The sequence below is a fragment of the Streptomyces sp. JW3 genome (assembly GCF_052216785.1).
Classification (GTDB): domain Bacteria; phylum Actinomycetota; class Actinomycetes; order Streptomycetales; family Streptomycetaceae; genus Streptomyces.
In genome coordinates, this window is sequence record NZ_JBQOUX010000003.1 from 71,813 (window position 1) to 89,594 (window position 17,782).

Genomic DNA, 17,782 nt, shown 5'->3' on the forward strand with positions numbered 1-17,782 from the left:
CGGTATTTAAGGGAGCGTGTATGAAAGTCGCCTGCGTCGGTGGCGGACCCGCCGGACTGTATCTGTCGATCCTGCTGAAACGGGACGATCCCGACCACGACGTCACCGTGTACGAACGCGACCCGGCGGGCTCCACCTACGGCTGGGGCGTCACCTACTGGCGCCCGCTGCTCGACCGGCTGCACCGCCACGACCCCGAGTCGGCCCGCGCCGTCGAGGCGCACTCGGTGACCTGGCGGGACGGTGTCGCCCACATCGGTGACCTGACGGTACGTCACCGGGGCGACACCGGCCACGGCATCGGCCGGCACCGGCTGCTGGAGATCCTCGCCGCCCGGGCCCGCGCGCTCGGTGTCCGGCTGGAGTACGGGCACGAGGTCACCGCCCCGGGCCAACTGCCCGCCGCCGACCTGGTGGTCGCGGCCGACGGCGCGGGCAGCGCCCTGCGCACCCGGCACGCCGGGCACTTCGGCACCGAGGTGCGCCCCGGGCGCAACCGTTACCTCTGGCTCGGCACCACCAAGGTCTTCGACGCCTTCACCTTCGCCTTCGTCGAGACCGCCCACGGCTGGATCTGGGCCTACGGCTACGGCTACGGCCCCGGCCACAGCACCTGCGTCGTCGAGTGCGCGCCCCAGACCTGGCGCGGCCTCGGCCTGGACGGGGCGGACGAGGGGGAGGGGCTGGTGCTGCTGGAGAAGCTCTTCGCCGGCCTCCTCGACGGCCATCCGCTCATCGCCCGCCCCGCGACCGGCGCCGGCGTCCTGCCGTGGCAGCCCTTCCGCACCCTCACCAACCGCGTCTGGTCGCACGGCGACCTGGTGCTGCTCGGCGACGCGGCCCACACCACCCACTACTCCGTCGGCGCCGGCACCACCCTGGCCCTGGAGGACGCCATGGCGCTGGCCGCCGCGCTGCGCGGGCGCCCCGCCGTGCCGGACGCCCTCGCCCGCTACGCGGCCGAACGCCGCGCCGCCCTGCTTCCGCTGCAGAGCGCCGCCCGGTACAGCGCCCGGTTCTACGAGCACCTGCCGCGCTACCTCGCCCTGCCGCCCGAGCAGATGTTCGCCCTGCTCGGCCAGCGCCACTCACCCCTGCTGCCGTACCTCCCGCCCCGCCTGTACTACCGGCTCGACCGGGCCGCCGGCCGGCTCGCGCCGCTGCGCCGGGCCAAACGCCGGCTCGGCCCGAAGCTGGCCCGCGCCGCCCAGACCAGGGCCCTCACCAGGGGCGGCGGATGACAGACTGACGTCATGGAAGAACGCGCATTCGACAGGTCGGGTCAGCACGCCTCCGTGATCGGACTCGGCACCTGGCAGCTGGGCGCCGACTGGGGCGACGTCGACGACAAGGAAGCCCTGGCGGTACTGGAGGCGGCGGCCGAGGCCGGCGTGACCTTCTTCGACACCGCCGACGTCTACGGCGACGGCCGCAGCGAGCAGACCATCGCCACGTTCATCAAGAGCCGCCCCGACCTCGGCATCACGGTCGCCACCAAGATGGGCCGCCGCGTCGAGCAGCTCCCGCACAACTACGTGCTGGACAACTTCCGCGCCTGGAACGACCGCTCCCGGCGCAACCTCGGCGTCGACACCCTCGACCTGGTCCAGCTGCACTGCCCGCCCACCCCGGTCTACTCGACCGACGAGGTGTTCGACGCCCTCGACACCCTGGTGGCCGAGGAGCGGATCAAGGCGTACGGCGTCAGCGTGGAGACCTGCGCCGAGGCGCTCACCGCGATCGCCCGGCCGGGCGTCGCCGGCGTGCAGATCATCCTGAACCCGTTCCGGATGAAGCCGCTGCGCGAGGTGCTCCCGGCGGCCCGCGAGGCCGGCGTCGGGATCATCGCCCGAGTGCCGCTCGCCTCCGGTCTGCTGTCCGGCAAGTACACCCGCGACACCGTCTTCGCCGCCGACGACCACCGCACCTTCAACCGGCACGGCGAGGCCTTCGACCAGGGCGAGACCTTTTCCGGCGTCGACTTCGCCACCGGCGTCGAGGCCGCCGCCGAGTTCGCCGCGCTGGCCCCCGAGGGGTACACCCCGGCCCAGCTGGCGCTGCGCTGGATCGTCCGGCAGCCCGGTGTGACCACGGTGATCCCCGGTGCCCGCTCGCCCGAGCAGGCCCGCGCCAACGCGGCGGCCGCCGCGCTGCCGGAGCTGTCCGACGCCACCCTCGCGGCGGTCACGGAGCTGTACGAGCGGCGGATCAAGGACCAGGTGGAGGGCCGCTGGTAGCCGGCCCCGGCCGGAGTACGGCACTCACGGCACCAGGTGCAGCTCCCGCTCCTGTTCCTGGTCGCCGGAGGCGGCGCCCTCGTCGTGGGTGGTGAACGCGCGGGCCAGTGTCTCGCTGGCCGCCGTCACCGCCTGCGGCGTGCCCTGCACGGTGACGGTCACCGGCTCGGTCAGCCGCGCGCCGGCCGGCGCTGCCGGGGCGGCGTCCGGGGCCGACGGGGAGCTGAAGGTGGCGGTGCGGACCGTCGCCCGGTCGTCCGCCGGAAGCTCGTCCGGGGCCCCGAACACGCCCTCCAGCGCGTGTACGACCGCCCGCGCGTCGTCGATCCCGCCGCCGCTGAGCGTCACGGTGAGCTGCGTGTCGGACATCCCTCACGACCTCCTTGAACGGTGCTTCGGTCGCCGTCCGTGTAACCGGGCCCGGACCTCCCAAACAGCACGTCACCGTGTCAGAAGCGGGTCTGAGTCGCAAGAACCCGGGAAGCTGTCAGTCACATCCTGACAACCGGGAGGACCAGTGGCGGACGCGGACGCGGGCGCGACGACAGACATGACCAGGCGCCGGGGGCGGGACGAGACCGAGGAGGAGCGCGCCGACCGGATGTGGACGGAGCTCATCCAGGAGGTCCGCGTCGCGCAGATGGGCGTGCAGATCCTGTTCGGCTTCCTGCTCACGGTCGTCTTCCAGCCCAAGTACGAGGAACTGTCGGAGGCGGACCAGACCATCTACCTGGTCACCGTGGTACTCGGCGCCGTCACCACCGGCGCGCTGATCGGACCGGTCTCCCTGCACCGGCTCGTCTCCGGGCGGCGGGTCAAGCCCCAGGCCGTGCGCTGGGCCTCCCGGCTCACGCTGCTCGGCCTGGTGCTGCTGCTCGCGACGACGACCGCGTCCCTGCTGCTGATCCTGCGCGTCGCCACGCACGACGGCTTCGTGCCCTGGCTGGTCGCGGGCGTCGTCGCCTGGTACCTGCTGTGCTGGTTCGTGCTGCCGCTGTGGACGCGGTACCGCCACACCTCGGACTGACCCCCGGCTCAGCCCGCGTCGATGACCTCCGCCAGGAAGTCGTCGACGCGGAACTCCTCGCGGCCCGGCGCCACGACGGCGTGCGTCTCCCGCAGGAAGGCCGAGACGGCCGGCGCCCAGGCGAACACCACGGCGTGATGGCGGTCCCCGTCGGCGCGGGGATCGCCCAGGAACTCCAGGCGCAGCTCGTCCAGCCCCTCCGTCGACACCGGCCGCAGCCGTACGTCGCCGATCCCGACCGGGCGCAGCAGGCCCTCGGCGACCATCTCCCGGTCCAGCGCCCAGCGGGCCAGCACGTGGCCGTCATGGCTGAAGGTCAGGGTCAGCGCGAACGGGTCCGCGGCGTCGTACCCCAGGTGGGCGAAGACGGGACAGCGCTCCGCCTCGCCCGCCTGGAGCTGTACGACGAGCGTGTGGTGCACGAGGGAGTTCACGAAGGGGCCTCCGGAAAGGAACATGCTGGAACTGTCCGTGTACCCCCGCCCCGGGCAGCATGCTCCGTCGTCCGGGTGATTGCTCAGGAGCCGCCCAGCGCCGCGCGCAGGGCCGGCAGCAGGGTCTTCTCGGACCAGTCCAGGAAGGCCGGCTGGGACTCGCCGCCGATCTGCACCAGCGCGATCTCGGTGAACCCGGCCTCGGCGTAGGGGCGCACCGCCTCGACGAAGGCGTCCGGGTCGTCGCCGCACGGGATGGACCCGGCGACGTCGTCCGGTGTGACGAACTGGGTGGCCGCCGCGAAGGAATCCGGGTGCGGCAGCTCGGAGTTGACCTTCCAGCCCAGGCCGAACCAGCGGAACTGGTCGTGCGCGCGCCGGATCGCGGTCTCCCGGTCCGGGTCGTAGCACACCGGCAGCTGGCCCACCCGCGGCTTGCCCGCGCCGCCGTGCCGGTCGAAGGCGGCCAGCAGGTCCGGCTTCGGCTCGGTGGCGATCACCAGGTCGGCGAACCGGCCCGCCAGCGCGCAGGACCGCTCGCCGGAGACGGCCATGCCGATGGGCGGCGGGCTGTCGGGCAGGTCCCACAGCTTGGCGGACTCCACGTCGAAGTGCTTGCCGCGGTAGTTGACGTGGCCGCCGTCGAACAGCGCCCGGATGATCTCCACGGCCTCCTGGAACATCTCGTGCCGTACGTCGGCGGTCGGCCAGCGCCGGCCCACCACGTGCTCGTTGAGGTTCTCGCCCGAGCCCAGCCCCAGCCGGAACCGTCCCTCGGACAGCTCCTGCATGGTCGCCGCCTTCTGCGCGACCACCGCCGGGTGGTACCGCATCGTCGGACACGTCACGTACGTCATCAGCGGGATGCGCCGGGTCGCCTGAGCCGCCGCGCCCAGCAGGCTCCACGCGTAGGGGGAGTGTCCCTGGGAGCGCAGCCACGGGAAGTAGTGGTCCGAGGTGACCGAGAAGTCGAACCCCGCCTCCTCGGCCCGCACCAGATGGCCGACCAGTTCCCGCGGGCCGGCGTGTTCGGTCATCATCGTGTATCCGATTTGCACCATAACCGCCGGGTCCCCTGCCGGGCCGGGTGAAAACGGCCCGGCAGCGGACCCGGCGGGCGCGGCCCTCAGACCAGTGCGAACCGGGCCGACCAGGCCGCCATGTCGGTGGCCGTCGCGTTGCCCCCGCACACCACGAGCCCCAGCCGGGCCCCGTCGCCCACCCGCTCCACAACCCGCCGGGCGGCGGGCAGCAGACAGCCGGCGGCCGGCTCGGTCCACAGCTTCGCGTGCTCGGCCAGCTCCAGCGACCCCCGCACGGCGTCCCGGTCGGACACCACCAGCACCTCGTGGACCAGCGCGGACACATGGTCGTAGGTCAGCCGCGAGACGGCCGGGGCGCTGAGTGTGGAGACGATCGACGACACCTCGACGGGCAGCGGACCGCCCGCCGCCAGCGCCCGCGACATCGCCTCGGCGCCCTCCGTCTCCACACCCCACACCCGTACGTCCGGCCGCGCGGCCCGCAGCGCCGCCGCCACCCCGGCGATCAGCCCGCCGCCCCCGATGCTCACCAGGACGTCGGTGAGGTCACCGGCGTCGGCGGCGAACTCCAGGCCGACGGTGCCCTGCCCGGCGACCACCACGGGGTCGTCGAACGGGTGCACCGTGGTCAGGCCCTCCTCGCCCAGCCGGGCCGCCAGCGCGAACGCCTCGGCCATGCCGTCCGTCAGCCGCACCGAGGCGCCCGCGTCCTCGGCGATCCGCACCGAACGCGCGGGCGCCGAACGCGGCATCACCACGGTGGCCTTCACCTCGAGGTCGGCGGCCATCACCGCCAGCGCGATGCCGTGGTTGCCGCCGCTGACCGCGACCACCCCGGCGGCCCGCTCCGCCTCGCTCAGCGACAGCAGCTTGGCCACCGCGCCGCGCGCCTTGAACGAGCCGGTGCGCTGGAGCAGCTCCAGCTTGGCGGTGACCGGGACGCCGAGCAGTGCGGACAGCCCGGGACTCGGCACCGTCGGCGTGCGCAGGACATGCCCGGCGATCCGCGCCGCGGCGGCTTCGATCTCTTCGGTACCGATCAAGCTCAAGGAAGTGCCTTTCAGTGCTGCTGCGCCTTCTGCGGGGTCGTCTCGCTGGGCCGGACCACAACGTACCCCTGCCCCTGGAGCATCAGCTGTACGGCCTCCCCGGAGCCGCCGCGCAGCATGGAGCCGATCGACTGCGAGCGGTGCAGGGAGGTCTGGAGGCCGGCCGTCCAGCCGACCACCGCGTCCGTGTCGACGTACACCGGGTACTGCGCGGCGACCGGGATGACCAGCGGGGTGCCCTCGCACACCAGGCCCAGCCGGCCCTGGCCGGTGAAGACGCTGTTGAACAGGCCGCCGCCGCTGATGCCGGCGCCCTTCACGGTGGCGATGCGGTATGCCAACGAGGCGTCGAAGCACAGCACGTTGCGGCCGTTGACGGTGAACTCGTCGCCCTGGTCCACCTCCACGACGAAGCAGTTCTGCGCCTCGTGGGCGAACCACGCCTCGCCCTGGCCGCGCACCGCCATCAGCGGCAGGCCCTCGCCGGTGACCGCGCGCTTGAGCATGCCGCCCACGCCCTGGCCCTTGCGCTCGAACTGGAGGCTGCCGCGGTAGGCGACCATCGCGCCCTGCCGGGCGAGCATCTCGCCGTTCACCGTGTACCGGATGCATTTGGAGTTCTCGACGGTCATGCCCGGTGCCTGCGCGGGCTGGACCATGTGCTCACTGGAAAAGAGGTCACCCTTCATGCGGGCATCCTGTCCCGGACCGGACCCCTCCGCCAAGATCGGGGCGAGATCGGAGCCGGATCGGGATCAATCTGGGTCAGCCACCGAACAACTGGGTCCAGTAGGTGCCCGCCCGGCCGCCGCCGGCCAGCCCGACGCCGATGTGGGTGAACTCGGGTTTCAGGATGTTGGCGCGGTGCCCCGGGCTGTTCATCCAGCCCTCCACCACCGCGCCCGGCGAACGCTGGCCGCAGGCGATGTTCTCGCCGATCGTGCCCCGCGCGGCGCCGGCGGCGCCGGCCCGGTCGCGGGGGCCGCCGCCGTCGGGGGAGGTGTGGGAGTAGAAGTCCCGGGCCACCATGTCGGCGCTGTGCGCCTGCGCCGCGGCGGTGAGCACGGAATCGGCGGCCAGCGGGCGCAGTCCGGCCGCGGCGCGCTCCCGGTTGGTGCGGTCGACGACCTCGGCGGCGGTCCGGGCCAGCCCGGCGGCGGTCAGCGGCGAGGCCCACAGCGCGGTCCAGTAGGTGTCGCCGGAGGGCCCGCCGGCCACCTGGGCCAGGCCGGCGTGGGTGTGCGCCGGGTCGCACAGGATGCTGCGGGTGCTCTCGCTCTCCAGGCAGTACCCGACGAACTCGCCCGTGGTGCGCGGTCCGGACACCAGATGCTCGCCCACGGACAGATACGCGTATCCAGCGGTCAGGGCGCGCTGGTAGACGGAGATCCCGTCCCGGGTCTGCACGCTCAGGGTGCCCGCCGCGGCCATCGCGGCGGCGTGCGCGCGGGCCGCACTGGTCAGCCGGGCGTCGAGGGCGACGGGCGGGGAACCGGCGGCGGCGCGGGCGGCGTTGACCGCCCGCAGCAGGTCGCCGTCACCGCTCGGGCCGGCACCGGGGTCCGCGGGGCTGTCGTCGACGACGTCCACGCCGAAGTCCCGGGCCAGCCCGGCCAGTCCGTCCGCGTAGCCCTGCCCCAGGGCCCGCAGCTTCCAGCCGGCGCCGCGCCGGTAGAACTCGGCGAGCAGCAGCACCGTCTCGCGCCCCGGGCGCGGCGGGGTGAACCGGGCCAGGGCGCGGCCGTCCGGGCCCGTGACGCGCAGCGTGGGGGAGGGCAGCGCGCTCAGCGCGGTGTCCGGGGCGGCGGCGCTGACGGCGACCGTCACCCGGGCCGCGCCCGGCCGCAGCCCGCCCGGGTCGACGGTGAGCGTGCCGTCGCGCAGCCGGGCGCCGGGGGCGTCCGGCTGGTTGTAGAAGACGAAGTCGCCGTCGCCGGCGACCTTGCCGCCGTCGCCGGTGACGAGCGCGGACACGTCGAAATCCTCCGGTACCCGCACCTGGACGGGACCGGCCGGCAGGGCGACGTTCCCGCCCGGGACCAACTCCTGCATGGCACCGCCCTGTCGTCAGGCTCGCGCTCCGATGGGGGCGCAGGGAGAACGGGCGGGACGGCACGGGGGTTCCCGACCGGGCGGCATCACCCCCGCAACGAGCGGGCCCAGTCCGCCGGCACCCGGCCCGCCGGGCCGGGGGACGGCTGGTCCGCCGGATGGCCGGCCGGCGGGGCGAGGGCCGGTCCGTCCTCGCGCAGGCGATCTGCGGCGTAGTCCCAGAACCAGTCCTCGCCGGGTTCGTAGCTCTGCACCACCGGGTGCCCGGAAGCCCGGAAGTGCGCGGTGGCGTGCTGCCCGGGTGAGCTGTCGCAGCAGCCCACGTGGCCGCAGGCGGCGCAGCGCCGCAGGTGGAACCACCAGCCGCCGGCCGCGTCGCACTCGACGCACCCCGCGCCGCTCGGCGGCACGGAGGGATCGAACGCCTGGTCGTCGTGGACGTCACTCATGCCGGCTCCTCGGTCGTCGGTTCCGGCTCTGCCGCGCTGAGCGGCAGGAGCACCTGGAAGCGGGTGTCGCCCGGCCGGGAGTCCACCTGGAGGCTGCCGTGGTGCTTGTTGACCACGATCCGCCAGGAGATGTCCAGGCCGAGCCCGGTGCCCTCACCCACCGGCTTGGTGGTGAAGAACGGGTCGAAGATGCGGTCCCGGATCTCCGCCGGCACCCCCGGCCCGGTGTCGCGGAACTCCACCAGCAGCCGGTCGTGGTCACGGGCCGTGCGCACGGTCAGCGTCCCGTCGCCGCCCCCGTCGTTGATCGCGGACACCGCGTTGTCGATCAGGTTGGTCCACACCTGGTTCAGCTCCGCCGGGTAGGCGGGCACGCCCGGGAGCGTGCGGTCGTACTCCTTGACCACCTTGATCCGCGGGCCGGTCTTGCCGGACAGCATCAGCAGGGTGGAGTCGAGGAGTTCGTGCACGTCGGCGACCCGGTAGGGGGCGCGGTCCAGCTGGGAGTACTGCTTGGCGGCGTTCACCAGGTGCGAGATCCGGGCCGTGGAGTCCCCGATCTCGTTCATCAGCAACTCGGTCTCGACCGTGTAGTTGAGCCAGCCCACCGCGTTCGGCAGGATCTCCGCGCCGACGGCCGCCGCGACCTGGTCCAGCCACTCGGTGTCCAGGCCGGCCTGGACGAAGGTCGGCGCCAGCTGCCAGCCGTTGTGGATGCCGTTCTCGTCCAGCCAGTCGGTGACCGCGTCCTCCCGGTCGGCGGCCTCCATCGGGCTCAGCGCGGGCGCCTTGGCGACCCGCTCGGCCGTGCGTTCCTGGATGTCGATCAGTGCGGCCAGCGACTCCTGGGAGAACGGTCCCCCGGCGATCACCGCGAGCTTGTGCCGCATCTTCGCCACCCGCTCGCGCAGCGCGGCGGTGGCTCGCACCGCCGCCGCGGCCGGGTTGTTCAGCTCGTGGGTGAGCCCGGCGGACAACGAGCCGAGCGCCAGCAGCCGTTCCCGCTGCCCGACCGCCCGCTGGCTGTTCTTCGACCCGAAGAACAGCCCCTCCAGCAGATGCACCGCCATCGGGAACCACTCCTGCATGATGCTCGCGAAGGTGTCCGCGGGCAGCACGAAGAACCGGGTCGGCTCGGTCACGCGCAGCGAGTTGTTGTAGGTCTGCGGCACCCGGTCCCCGAGATACGCCTGCATCGCCCCGGCGTACACCCCGGGGCGGGCGGCCCGGTTGGTCTCCACCTCGTCCCCGCCGACCCGGCGGGACAGCACCACGGTGCCCTCCAGCAGCACGTAGAAGCAGGTGGCGGGGGAGCCCTCGGCGTACACCGGGCCGGGTTCGAACAGCTCCACCCGGCCCTCCGCGCACAGCCGGCCGAGCTGCTCGGGGGTCAGCTTCTCGAACAGGAACAGCGCCCCGATCTCACCGGGGCTGCACGGCATCGGACGGCCGCTCACGACTGCTCCAGATACCGGTGGACGAGCATCACGGCCATGGCTCCCTCTCCTACGGCGGACGCGACCCGCTTGGCGGACTCGGCGCGGGCGTCGCCCGCCACGAACACGCCTGGGACGCTGGTCTCCAGGTGGTACGGCGGCCGGTCCAGCTCCCAGCCGGCCGGCGGCCGGCCGTCGGCGCCGAGGTCCGGCCCGGCCAGGATGAACCCGCGGTCGTCGCGCGCCACCGTGCCGTCCAGCCAGTCGGTCAGCGGAGCCGCGCCGATGAACACGAACAGCCACTGCGCGTCGACCAGTTCACGCTGCCCGGACTCCGCGTCGCGCAGCGTGAGCCGCTCCAGCCGGCCGTCGCCGTGCGCGGACTCGACGACCGTGCCGCAGCGCACCACGATGTTGGGGGTCTGCTCGATCTGCTGGATCAGGTAGTGCGACATCGACGCGGCCAGCGACGGGCCGCGCACCAGCAGCGTCACCGACTTGGCGCCCCGGGCCAGGTACATCGCGGCCTGTCCGGCCGAGTTGGCGCCGCCGACGATGTACACGTCGTGGCCCTGGCAGCCGGCCGCCTCGGTCAGCGCCGAGCCGTAGAAGACGCCGCAGCCGGCCAGGTCCGCGGTGCCGGGGGCGGCCAGCTCCCGGTAGGAGACGCCGGTCGCCAGGATCACGCTGTGCGCGGCCAGCGCCGAGCCGTCGGAGAACCGTACGGTCCGCGCCGACCCGTTGACCTCCAGGCCGGTCACCTCGCGCGCGGTGAGGATCTCGGCGCCGAACTTGGTGGCCTGCCGCCGGGCCCGGTCGGTGAGCTGGGCGCCGGAGACGCCGTCCGGGAAGCCGAGGTAGTTCTCGATCCGGCTGGACTGCCCGGCCTGGCCGCCGGTCGCCGACCGCTCCACCAGGACCGTGCGCAGCCCCTCGGAGGCGCCGTACACGGCCGCGCCGAGGCCGGCCGGGCCGCCGCCGATCACCACCAGGTCGTAGAAGTCGGCGGCCGGCGTCGTCGCCAGGCCGACCCGGGCGGCGAGGTCGGTGGCCTCGGGCTCGACCAGCGCGGTCCCGTCCGGGGTGATCACCACCGGCAGCCGCTGCCCGTCCTGCCCCGCGGCCGACAGCAGTCGCCGTCCCTCCGGTTCGTCGGCGGAGTACCACCGGTAGGGCACCTGGTTGCGGGCCAGGAACTCGCGGACCTCGGAGCAGCGGGCCGAGAAGCGGTGGCCGACGACCTTGGTGCTGGGCACCGGCTTGTGGTCGTCGGCCCGCCAGGCGGCGAGCAGGTCGTCCAGGACCGGATAGAGCTTCTCCTCCGGCGGGTCCCACGGCTTGAGCAGGTAGTGGTCCAGGTCGACCACGTTGATCGCGTCGATGGCCGCGTTGGTGTCGGCGTACGCGGTCAGCAGCACCCGCCGGGCCGCCGGATAGACGTCCATCGCCTGTTCGAGAAACTCGATGCCGTTCATCCGGGGCATCCGGTAGTCGGCGAGAATCACGGCGACCAGGTCGCCGCGGAGTTTCAGTTCGCGCAGCGCCTGGAGCGCGGACTCCCCGGACTCCGCGCGCACGATGCGGTGCGCGGCGCCGTAGCGCCGCCGCAGGTCGCGGGCGACGGCCCGGGACACCCCCGGGTCGTCGTCCACGGTCATGATTACACCTGCGGTGGGTTTGGAAGGGGCCATACGACGACCCTAACGGCGCAGGGAGGGGCAGGCCACGGCAATAGTGGTCCATACACGGACCGCGCGGGAGCGCCTGCGGGGCACAGCAAGGGCAAGGGCAAGGCGGCGCGATCGATCACCGACCAGCACCGCGACAGCCTCACGGCCGCGGAGCAGCACGGGCCGTGGCCGTGGGGCGGGGCGTACAAGGACACGGGCAGCGCCTCCGAGTTCGCGAGGAAGCCGTCGTGGTGTTCGCGGAGTACCGGCCGGTGCCGGAATCTCCGTGGCCCGCCCCGTCGAGAACCCCTGTACGGGCCTGTGGTGGACGGCTGACCCCGCCACGGAATTCGGCGGTGACCCCGGGTGGATCGTCGTCGCGGGCCCCAGCGCGGGCGACCGCGAAGGGCAGGGCGGGGAAGTCCTCTCTCGCCGACGGGTTGGTGCGCCGGATACGTACCGACCAGCAGGACAAACTGAAGGTGGCCGTGGTTGCGGTCGATCCGTCCCGGCGCACCGCCGACCGGCGTGGGCCGACGCCTCGCCGAACCGGCCGGTCCATGGGCAGCATGCGCGGAGGGGCCGGACAGGGTCAGTCGGCGGTGGTGCGGCGGGTCGTGGAGGAGGCGTCGGAACGGTCAGGGGGCTTTGGCGCACGGGACCCGGATCCGCCCTCGGCCCGGTCGCCGCCTCGCGGGCTCAGGGCACGGGCGCCGACGGCCACGCACAGCACCAGCAGCGCGGGCACCGCGAGGGCCGTGGGCAACCCGGTCACCGTGCTCACCGAGCCGACCACGATGGGCCCGACCAGGAAGCCCGCGTAACCAAGGCTGACCACCAGGGAGAGCGCTGCTCCGGCCCGCGCCGGGTCGCGCTGACCGGCCGCCGAGTACACCTGCGGGGCGATGCACGACATGCCGGCGCCCATACAGGCGAAGCCGATGGCCCCGGCCACCGGGTGCCCGATCAGCAGGGCCGCGAGCATGCCCACGGACGCCAGGACGGCGCTCGCCCGTACCAGTGGCACCGGCTGGAAGCGGGCCGCCAGCCGATCGCCGAGGAGCCGGCCCGCCGTCATCGCGATGGAGAACGCGGCGAACGCGGTGGCCGCGGTGGCCGCTGAACTGCCGAGGCTCTCGTGCATGTACACCGCGCTCCAGTCGGCCGCGGTGCCCTCCCCGACCAGCGCGCACATGGCGAGGGCGCCCAGGAAGAGCAGGTCGAGGGAGACGACGGAGCCCTTGGCGTGCGGTCCGGTGCGCCGGGTGCCGGCCGGGTCGGGCGGCACCGGCCGGTCCTCGGGCAGCGCCCACAGCGCGGACCATCCGGCGAGCACCAGCACGCCGACGCCCACCGTGATGAAGGTGACGTCGGGGCCGACGTCCTGACGGGCCAGCAGACCGCCGACGGCCGCACCGAGGAAGCCGCCGATGCTGTACACGGCGTGAAAGGACGACATGATGGGACGCCCGTACGCCACCTGCACCTGGACGGCGTTGGCGTTCATCGCGATGTTCAGGGTGCCGTGCGTCAGACCGAACAGGAACAGCGTGACGTTCAGCCCGGCCAGGGAGTCGACATAGGCGGGCGGCACCAGCAGTACACCTTCCAGTACCGCGGTGGGGACCATCACTCGGGTGCTGCCGAAACGGTCCGCCAGTCGGCCCAGGACCAGCATGCCGGCTATCGCACCCACCGCGAACGCCATCAGCGCCAGGCTGAACTGGCCGTCGCCGAGGTCGAGATGGCTTTTCACCGCGGGGATACGGCTGGTCCAGGTGCCCAGTGCGGTACCGAACAACAGGAAGAGCAACGACGTCGCGACTCGGCCTCTCACGAGGGTGCGACGGTCGCGTACTTCGGCCTTCACGGCATACCTCCCTGTTGGGCAGACCGCCAACGGTCCGGGACAGCGTCAAGGTACATTCCGGTATGCCTTTTCGAACGGTCTGACCTGCTTAAGTGACCTAGTCCGGCCATCATTTCGGTGCTCCTTCGCAAGTTTCGTTCGCAATACTCTGGGAACGCTTCCGCAGTCCGATCACCAAGCGTTGCGCAGCCTGAATATCGACCACGCTCAGTGGTCTGCTTTTATGGCGCGATCCGTCCAGTGCTCCAGTCGTCACCCGGGAGGCCCCGCTACGCTCCATTCCCGCGTCACCTGGAGGGCGGACGATTGCGCATCATCGAGTGTCACTTCGAGTTCACCGGGTTCGACGACCAGCTGGTGAAGGCCGGAACCTCGGTCTATCTGTGGAACCTCGTCCGGCAATTCAAGGCCGCCGGGCACGACACCGGGGCGGTGACCGCCGCACACGGTCTCCTGGACGTCATCGGCGAAGAACACACCGTCACCGAACTCGACTGGCAGTTCGCCGGCCGGATACCCGTACGCCTTGATCCCGCCCGGTGGCCCGGATTCCCCGAGACGGTCACCCTGGACGTCACCGCACGCGCCCACCGCATCACCGTGGACGGTATCGACATCGTGCTGCTGAGCGGGGACCTGCTCGACAACCACTCCGACACCCTCTATCCGCCGCGCGAACTCGAAGGCCGAAGCCTGGACTTCCTCAAGCCGCTGGTGTTCCAGGTGGTGGCGGCCCGCTATGTGCGCGAGCAGGTCCCCGAGGGCACGGTCGTCCATCTGCACGAGCCCTTCTACCACTATCTCCTGCCCGGCCTGCTCGCCGGCCACGGCTTCCACGTCGTCTCCACCGTGCAGACCAACATGGCGGTCAACACCAAGGTGTACGGCCCCGAAGTACGCGGTGTGCTCAAGAGCCAGGGTGCGGACGCGTCGGTCGCCGACGGGCTGGCCGACCCGCCGCTCGACGCGCCCCTGGAACGCGCGATGCGGGCCTGTCTGCCTCGAACGCTTCTCTACCACGACTATCCGGAGCGGCCGGGGCACGACTACATCACCATGCTGGGACTGGTCGTGCGGTCGGTGGCCGCGATGGACTTCCTCTCCGAGGGACAGCTCGACCACATGCTGACCCAGGCGGAGACACCGTTCGAGCTGCTTTTCCGACAGCTGGCCGTGCGCCGGGAGCTGCGGGCGCGCGAACATCTGCTGGTGGTCGGCGGCTGCGCGATCGGTGACGAGTGGCTGGCCGTACGGCGGGACGACGAGGTCCGCGAGCGGACGCTTGCCGGGCTGGGACTGGATGCGGGACTGCCGACGATCTACCACAACGCGCGCTACTCCGTGCAGCACAAGGGCCAGCAGGAGCTGTTCAAGGGGGTCCGGGGGCTGCTCGACGAGGGCGGGCGCTGCAATGTGCTCTTCCACTGCCTGGCACCGCGCCCGCCGCGCGACCCCGACCTCGCGGGACTGGTCGAGGCGCACCCGAAGCTGGTGCGGATCGAGACCGGGCCGATGAGCAACGCCCAGATCAAGGACTGGGCCGTGGCGAGCGACTTCTGCGTCTTCCCGTCCAAGTTCGAGATGGACACCTTCCTGATGGCGATGGGAGAGGCGATGGCGAGCGGGTGCGTACCCGTCGCCACGGCCCAACGCGGCATGCGCCACTTCCGGCACTCCTTCGACCTCGACGACCCCGGGGCGACCGGGCTGGCACTGCCGCGCTCGTTCCGAGTGGACGACCCGCTGCTGACGGAGGCGGTCCACACCGGGCTGGCCCGGATGCTGGACCTGTGGCACCACGACCCCCAGCGCGTCGAGGCGCTGCGGGCACGAGCGACGCAGACCGCCCGGAGCTTCACCTGGAAGGCCGCCGCCGAGCGGTTCCTCGCGGTGTTCGCCGCATGCGCGGCCGGCACCCCGCCGGTGGACGCCGTGCCCGGGGGACGCGACCTGGTCCGCGCGGGCGCGGCCGGCGCCACGCCGTTCGACGCCGGACACGGCAGCGCGCGGCGCACCCGGGACCACGGGGTGGACGTGCGATGGCACGCGCCGCACGCGAGCCGGGTCGAACTGGTGCCGGCCGACCCGGACGACGAGGTCACCGTGCTGACCCGGGGCAGCGAGGAATTCACCGGGAAGGTGAAGGGACCCTTCGTCGGCCACACCCTCGCCGTCCTCGTGACCGGACCCGACGGACGCTCGGCCTGGTCGGAGGTCACCCTGCCGGCTTCCGACTGAGCGGCCCCAAGTCACCCCAGGGTGAGACTCGCCCCGACCTTCTCCAGGATCTGCTCCCCGGCGATCACCGGGCTCATCCCGGCCCCGCCGCCCGCCGGGGCAGCCAGCGGTACCACCTCGGTGTCGGGGTCGGTCTCGAAGAAGTAGACCAGGGAGACGAGTTCCTCGTCGGGGGCCAAGTCGCTGGGCGCGAGCACCCGGTGCCGCAGGGAGCGCCACCGGCCGTCCGTCCAGAGATTCATCAGGTCACCGAGGTTGACGACCAGGGTGCCCGCCTCGAAGGGCGGCTGGAACCAGCCGTCCGCCTCGTTCCAGACCTCCAGCCCGCCGACCCCCTGCTGACGGTCGAGGAGGCTGAGCGTGCCGAAGTCGGTGTGCGGACCGACTCGCATCTGTCCCTGCGCCACACCGCCGACCGTCCGCAGCGAGGGGTACCAGTTGACGTTCTGGGTCCAGGTCGCCCGCTGCGAGCGCGAGGTGAAGAACTCCTCCGGCAGGCCGAGGACCGCGGCGAGGACGGTGAGCACCTCGTGGGCGACCCGCGTCATGTGTCCGGTGTACTCCAGCACCGTGTCCCGCAGCGCCGGCTGCTGCCGCGGCCACTTGTTGCGGGGGTAGTACCGGGCGTCGAACGACGAGTCGCCCGTGGTGTGGGAGGGCCCCACGTGGTAAGCCTCGTGCAGGTCGGGGGTGCCGGCCTGGCCGTCGACGGCGCCGACGTCGAGCGCGCCCAGGCCCCGCCAGCCGTTGTCGTAGGGGCGGCTGACGGCGTACTGCCGTTTGGTCTCGGCGGGCAGGGCGAAGAACTCCCTTCCCCGGGCGCGCGTCCGGTCGGTGAGGTCCTGCGGGATTCCGTGGCCGCGCAGGAGGAAGAGGCCGGTTTCGCGCAGCGCGGTGTCCAGCGCCGCCGCGGTCCCGGCGCGGTCGTCCGCGTCCGCGGCCTGCCACTCGGTCAGGTCCAGAATGGGGATGTCACGAGACATGGCTGTCTGCCCTTCGTTCGTGCGGTGTGTGCCGGGAGCCCGCTTCGGCCGGCGGTGTGAACCGCCGGACGTCACCGATGGGCTCCGCGGAGGGCCCCCAGCTCAGCGCGGGGATATGGGCGTTGACGAGTTCACCGTCCTCGCGCAGGACCGCGGACGACGGGTGGTACATGTGCAGCAGCGGGTCGTGGTAGTGGTCGAAGGCGGAGTTGATGTCCATGCGGTAGGCGAAGTCGTTGTCCTCGCCGCCCCAGCCCTCGAAGCGCTCGTCCATCCCGCCGATCCGGTGGAAGGCGCTCGTACGGACCCAGACGCAGCAGCCGGGCGGCCGGCGCAGCACGAAGGCCCGCAGATGCTCGGCGTCCACCTGCGGGGCGCGCCGCCGCAACCGCTCCACGACCGCCCAGCGGGTGGCGGACTCGTCGAGGCACCACATGTCACGGTAGCTGAGGTGGCCCATGGTGCCGGGGCGGTGGAAGCGGGCCACGTTCCGCGCGACGAAGTCGCGGTCGACCAGGGCGTCCGCGTCCAGGACACAGAGGATCTCGGCCTGTCCCGGAACGTTGACCGCGCCCACGTTCACCGCCCAGGACTTGTTGAAGTCGCCGGGCTTGCGCGCGAAGAGGTAGTGGTCGGCGCGGGGCTCGACGCTGTCGCGCCAGCGCGGCTCGTCGTCCGTCTCCACCACCACGACCTGGTAGAAGGAGCGCGGCACGGACTGATCGCGCAGGGCGAGCAGACAGGCCAGCAGATTGCGCAGGCGCAGCCCCGTTCCCCGGTCGCGAAACGGCACCACGACCCGCACCCGGGGCGCGTCGCCGGGCGCGAGCCGCTCGCCCGTCGGCAGGGAGCACAGCCACTCGGGACCGATGGCGGCCCGGCCGGTGCCGTCGTAGTGACGGCCGAGCTGGTAGCCCAGACGGGAGTTGGACTCCGCCGCCCAGCCCCGCGCGAAGAGCGTGTCGAGGGCCGGTCTGCCTCCCTCGGCGGCGAGTTCGACGAGCCGCGTGTGCAGGGCGACGTGCAGGGCCGGGACGGCGGGCCGTGTCCTGAGTTCGCCGACCAGGCCGACGACCGCCTCGTCGCCGGTCCGCTCGGCCGCTTCCAGCACCTCCTGGCGGTACGGCAGCCCGCGTTCCCAGTAGAAGATGCTGGCCTCGCGGGCCTGCGGGTCGAAGTGCACGGCCAGCGTGGTGACGACGGCCGCGGCCAGGAGGTCCGGATCGGTGGGGGTCAGCGTGGGCACGGTCGTCCTTCCGTTGGTCGAACCGGACAGGGGCGGGACGGCGGACAC

16 protein-coding genes are annotated in these 17,782 nt (G+C 72.6%); 4 read left to right on the forward strand and 12 right to left on the reverse strand.

Going from position 1 to position 17,782, the window contains the following annotated elements:
- Window positions 1-20 precede the first annotated feature (20 nt).
- Window positions 21-1,241, forward strand: a complete 1,221-nt coding sequence (locus ACTT8P_RS02570; RefSeq protein WP_442829838.1) for an FAD-dependent monooxygenase — start codon at window positions 21-23, stop codon at window positions 1,239-1,241.
- Between the two features lie 12 nt (window positions 1,242-1,253).
- Window positions 1,254-2,237, forward strand: a complete 984-nt coding sequence (locus tag ACTT8P_RS02575) for an aldo/keto reductase (protein ID WP_442829839.1) — start codon at window positions 1,254-1,256, stop codon at window positions 2,235-2,237.
- A gap of 24 nt (window positions 2,238-2,261) precedes the next feature.
- Here ACTT8P_RS02575 and ACTT8P_RS02580 read toward each other — a convergent pair whose 3' ends face one another.
- On the reverse strand, window positions 2,262-2,606 hold the full coding sequence (locus ACTT8P_RS02580; protein WP_442829840.1) for a hypothetical protein: 345 nt from the start codon (window positions 2,604-2,606) through the stop codon (window positions 2,262-2,264).
- Between the two features lie 181 nt (window positions 2,607-2,787).
- On the opposite strand from ACTT8P_RS02580, the gene ACTT8P_RS02585 reads away from it, so the two are divergent.
- The gene (locus ACTT8P_RS02585; RefSeq protein ID WP_442829900.1) at window positions 2,788-3,264 is read left to right on the forward strand and encodes a DUF6328 family protein; all 477 of its coding nucleotides are present in this window, start codon (window positions 2,788-2,790) and stop codon (window positions 3,262-3,264) included.
- 8 nt (window positions 3,265-3,272) lie between these two features.
- Here ACTT8P_RS02585 and ACTT8P_RS02590 read toward each other — a convergent pair whose 3' ends face one another.
- The 9 genes from ACTT8P_RS02590 to ACTT8P_RS02630 form a co-directional block, all read right to left on the reverse strand.
- Entirely contained in the window at window positions 3,273-3,698 is a 426-nt protein-coding gene (locus tag ACTT8P_RS02590) for an SsgA family sporulation/cell division regulator (RefSeq protein WP_442829901.1), read from the reverse strand.
- An 83-nt stretch (window positions 3,699-3,781) separates the two neighbouring features.
- On the reverse strand, window positions 3,782-4,759 hold the full coding sequence (locus tag ACTT8P_RS02595; RefSeq protein WP_442829841.1) for an LLM class F420-dependent oxidoreductase: 978 nt from the start codon (window positions 4,757-4,759) through the stop codon (window positions 3,782-3,784).
- Window positions 4,760-4,824: 65 nt separating this feature from the next.
- Window positions 4,825-5,784: a threonine/serine dehydratase gene (locus tag ACTT8P_RS02600; RefSeq protein WP_442829902.1), complete on the reverse strand. Its 960-nt coding sequence runs from the start codon at window positions 5,782-5,784 to the stop codon at window positions 4,825-4,827.
- 17 nt (window positions 5,785-5,801) lie between these two features.
- Window positions 5,802-6,479, reverse strand: a complete 678-nt coding sequence (locus tag ACTT8P_RS02605; RefSeq protein ID WP_442829842.1) for an AIM24 family protein — start codon at window positions 6,477-6,479, stop codon at window positions 5,802-5,804.
- Window positions 6,480-6,555: 76 nt separating this feature from the next.
- A complete protein-coding gene (locus ACTT8P_RS02610) occupies window positions 6,556-7,842 on the reverse strand; it encodes a CAP domain-containing protein (RefSeq protein WP_442829843.1) in 1,287 nt (428 codons plus the stop codon).
- Window positions 7,843-7,928: 86 nt separating this feature from the next.
- Complete coding sequence (locus ACTT8P_RS02615) at window positions 7,929-8,291, reverse strand: UBP-type zinc finger domain-containing protein (protein ID WP_442829844.1); 363 nt, start codon at window positions 8,289-8,291, stop codon at window positions 7,929-7,931.
- On the reverse strand, window positions 8,288-9,748 hold the full coding sequence (locus ACTT8P_RS02620) for an ATP-binding protein (protein ID WP_442829845.1): 1,461 nt from the start codon (window positions 9,746-9,748) through the stop codon (window positions 8,288-8,290). The genes ACTT8P_RS02615 and ACTT8P_RS02620 overlap by 4 nt, the downstream gene beginning before the upstream one ends.
- Complete coding sequence (locus ACTT8P_RS02625) at window positions 9,745-11,418, reverse strand: FAD-dependent oxidoreductase (protein WP_442829846.1); 1,674 nt, start codon at window positions 11,416-11,418, stop codon at window positions 9,745-9,747. The genes ACTT8P_RS02620 and ACTT8P_RS02625 overlap by 4 nt, the downstream gene beginning before the upstream one ends.
- A 571-nt stretch (window positions 11,419-11,989) precedes the next feature.
- Window positions 11,990-13,234: an MFS transporter gene (locus ACTT8P_RS02630; RefSeq protein WP_442829847.1), complete on the reverse strand. Its 1,245-nt coding sequence runs from the start codon at window positions 13,232-13,234 to the stop codon at window positions 11,990-11,992.
- A gap of 339 nt (window positions 13,235-13,573) precedes the next feature.
- Between ACTT8P_RS02630 and ACTT8P_RS02635 the strand changes: the two genes are divergently transcribed.
- Complete coding sequence (locus ACTT8P_RS02635; protein ID WP_442829848.1) at window positions 13,574-15,505, forward strand: glycosyltransferase; 1,932 nt, start codon at window positions 13,574-13,576, stop codon at window positions 15,503-15,505.
- An 11-nt stretch (window positions 15,506-15,516) separates the two neighbouring features.
- On the opposite strand, the gene ACTT8P_RS02640 is transcribed toward ACTT8P_RS02635, so the two are convergent.
- Window positions 15,517-16,488 (reverse strand): isopenicillin N synthase family dioxygenase, encoded by a 972-nt coding sequence (locus tag ACTT8P_RS02640; protein ID WP_442829849.1) that lies wholly within the window; start codon window positions 16,486-16,488, stop codon window positions 15,517-15,519.
- Window positions 16,478-17,734, reverse strand: coding sequence for a glycosyltransferase (locus ACTT8P_RS02645; RefSeq protein WP_442829850.1), 1,257 nt, complete (start codon window positions 17,732-17,734; stop codon window positions 16,478-16,480). The genes ACTT8P_RS02640 and ACTT8P_RS02645 overlap by 11 nt, the downstream gene beginning before the upstream one ends.
- Window positions 17,735-17,782: the final 48 nt, after the last annotated feature.

Coding starts and splice junctions, on each gene's coding strand:
- ACTT8P_RS02640 (WP_442829849.1), bottom strand. CDS start 16,488: ATGTCTCGTGACATCCCCATTCTGGACCTGACCGAGTGGCAGGCCGCG.
- ACTT8P_RS02610 (WP_442829843.1), bottom strand. CDS start 7,842: ATGCAGGAGTTGGTCCCGGGCGGGAACGTCGCCCTGCCGGCCGGTCCC.
- ACTT8P_RS02575 (WP_442829839.1), top strand. CDS start 1,254: ATGGAAGAACGCGCATTCGACAGGTCGGGTCAGCACGCCTCCGTGATC.
- ACTT8P_RS02585 (WP_442829900.1), top strand. CDS start 2,788: ATGACCAGGCGCCGGGGGCGGGACGAGACCGAGGAGGAGCGCGCCGAC.
- ACTT8P_RS02605 (WP_442829842.1), bottom strand. CDS start 6,479: ATGAAGGGTGACCTCTTTTCCAGTGAGCACATGGTCCAGCCCGCGCAG.
- ACTT8P_RS02615 (WP_442829844.1), bottom strand. CDS start 8,291: ATGAGTGACGTCCACGACGACCAGGCGTTCGATCCCTCCGTGCCGCCG.
- ACTT8P_RS02580 (WP_442829840.1), bottom strand. CDS start 2,606: ATGTCCGACACGCAGCTCACCGTGACGCTCAGCGGCGGCGGGATCGAC.
- ACTT8P_RS02625 (WP_442829846.1), bottom strand. CDS start 11,418: ATGGCCCCTTCCAAACCCACCGCAGGTGTAATCATGACCGTGGACGAC.
- ACTT8P_RS02570 (WP_442829838.1), top strand. CDS start 21: ATGAAAGTCGCCTGCGTCGGTGGCGGACCCGCCGGACTGTATCTGTCG.
- ACTT8P_RS02595 (WP_442829841.1), bottom strand. CDS start 4,759: ATGGTGCAAATCGGATACACGATGATGACCGAACACGCCGGCCCGCGG.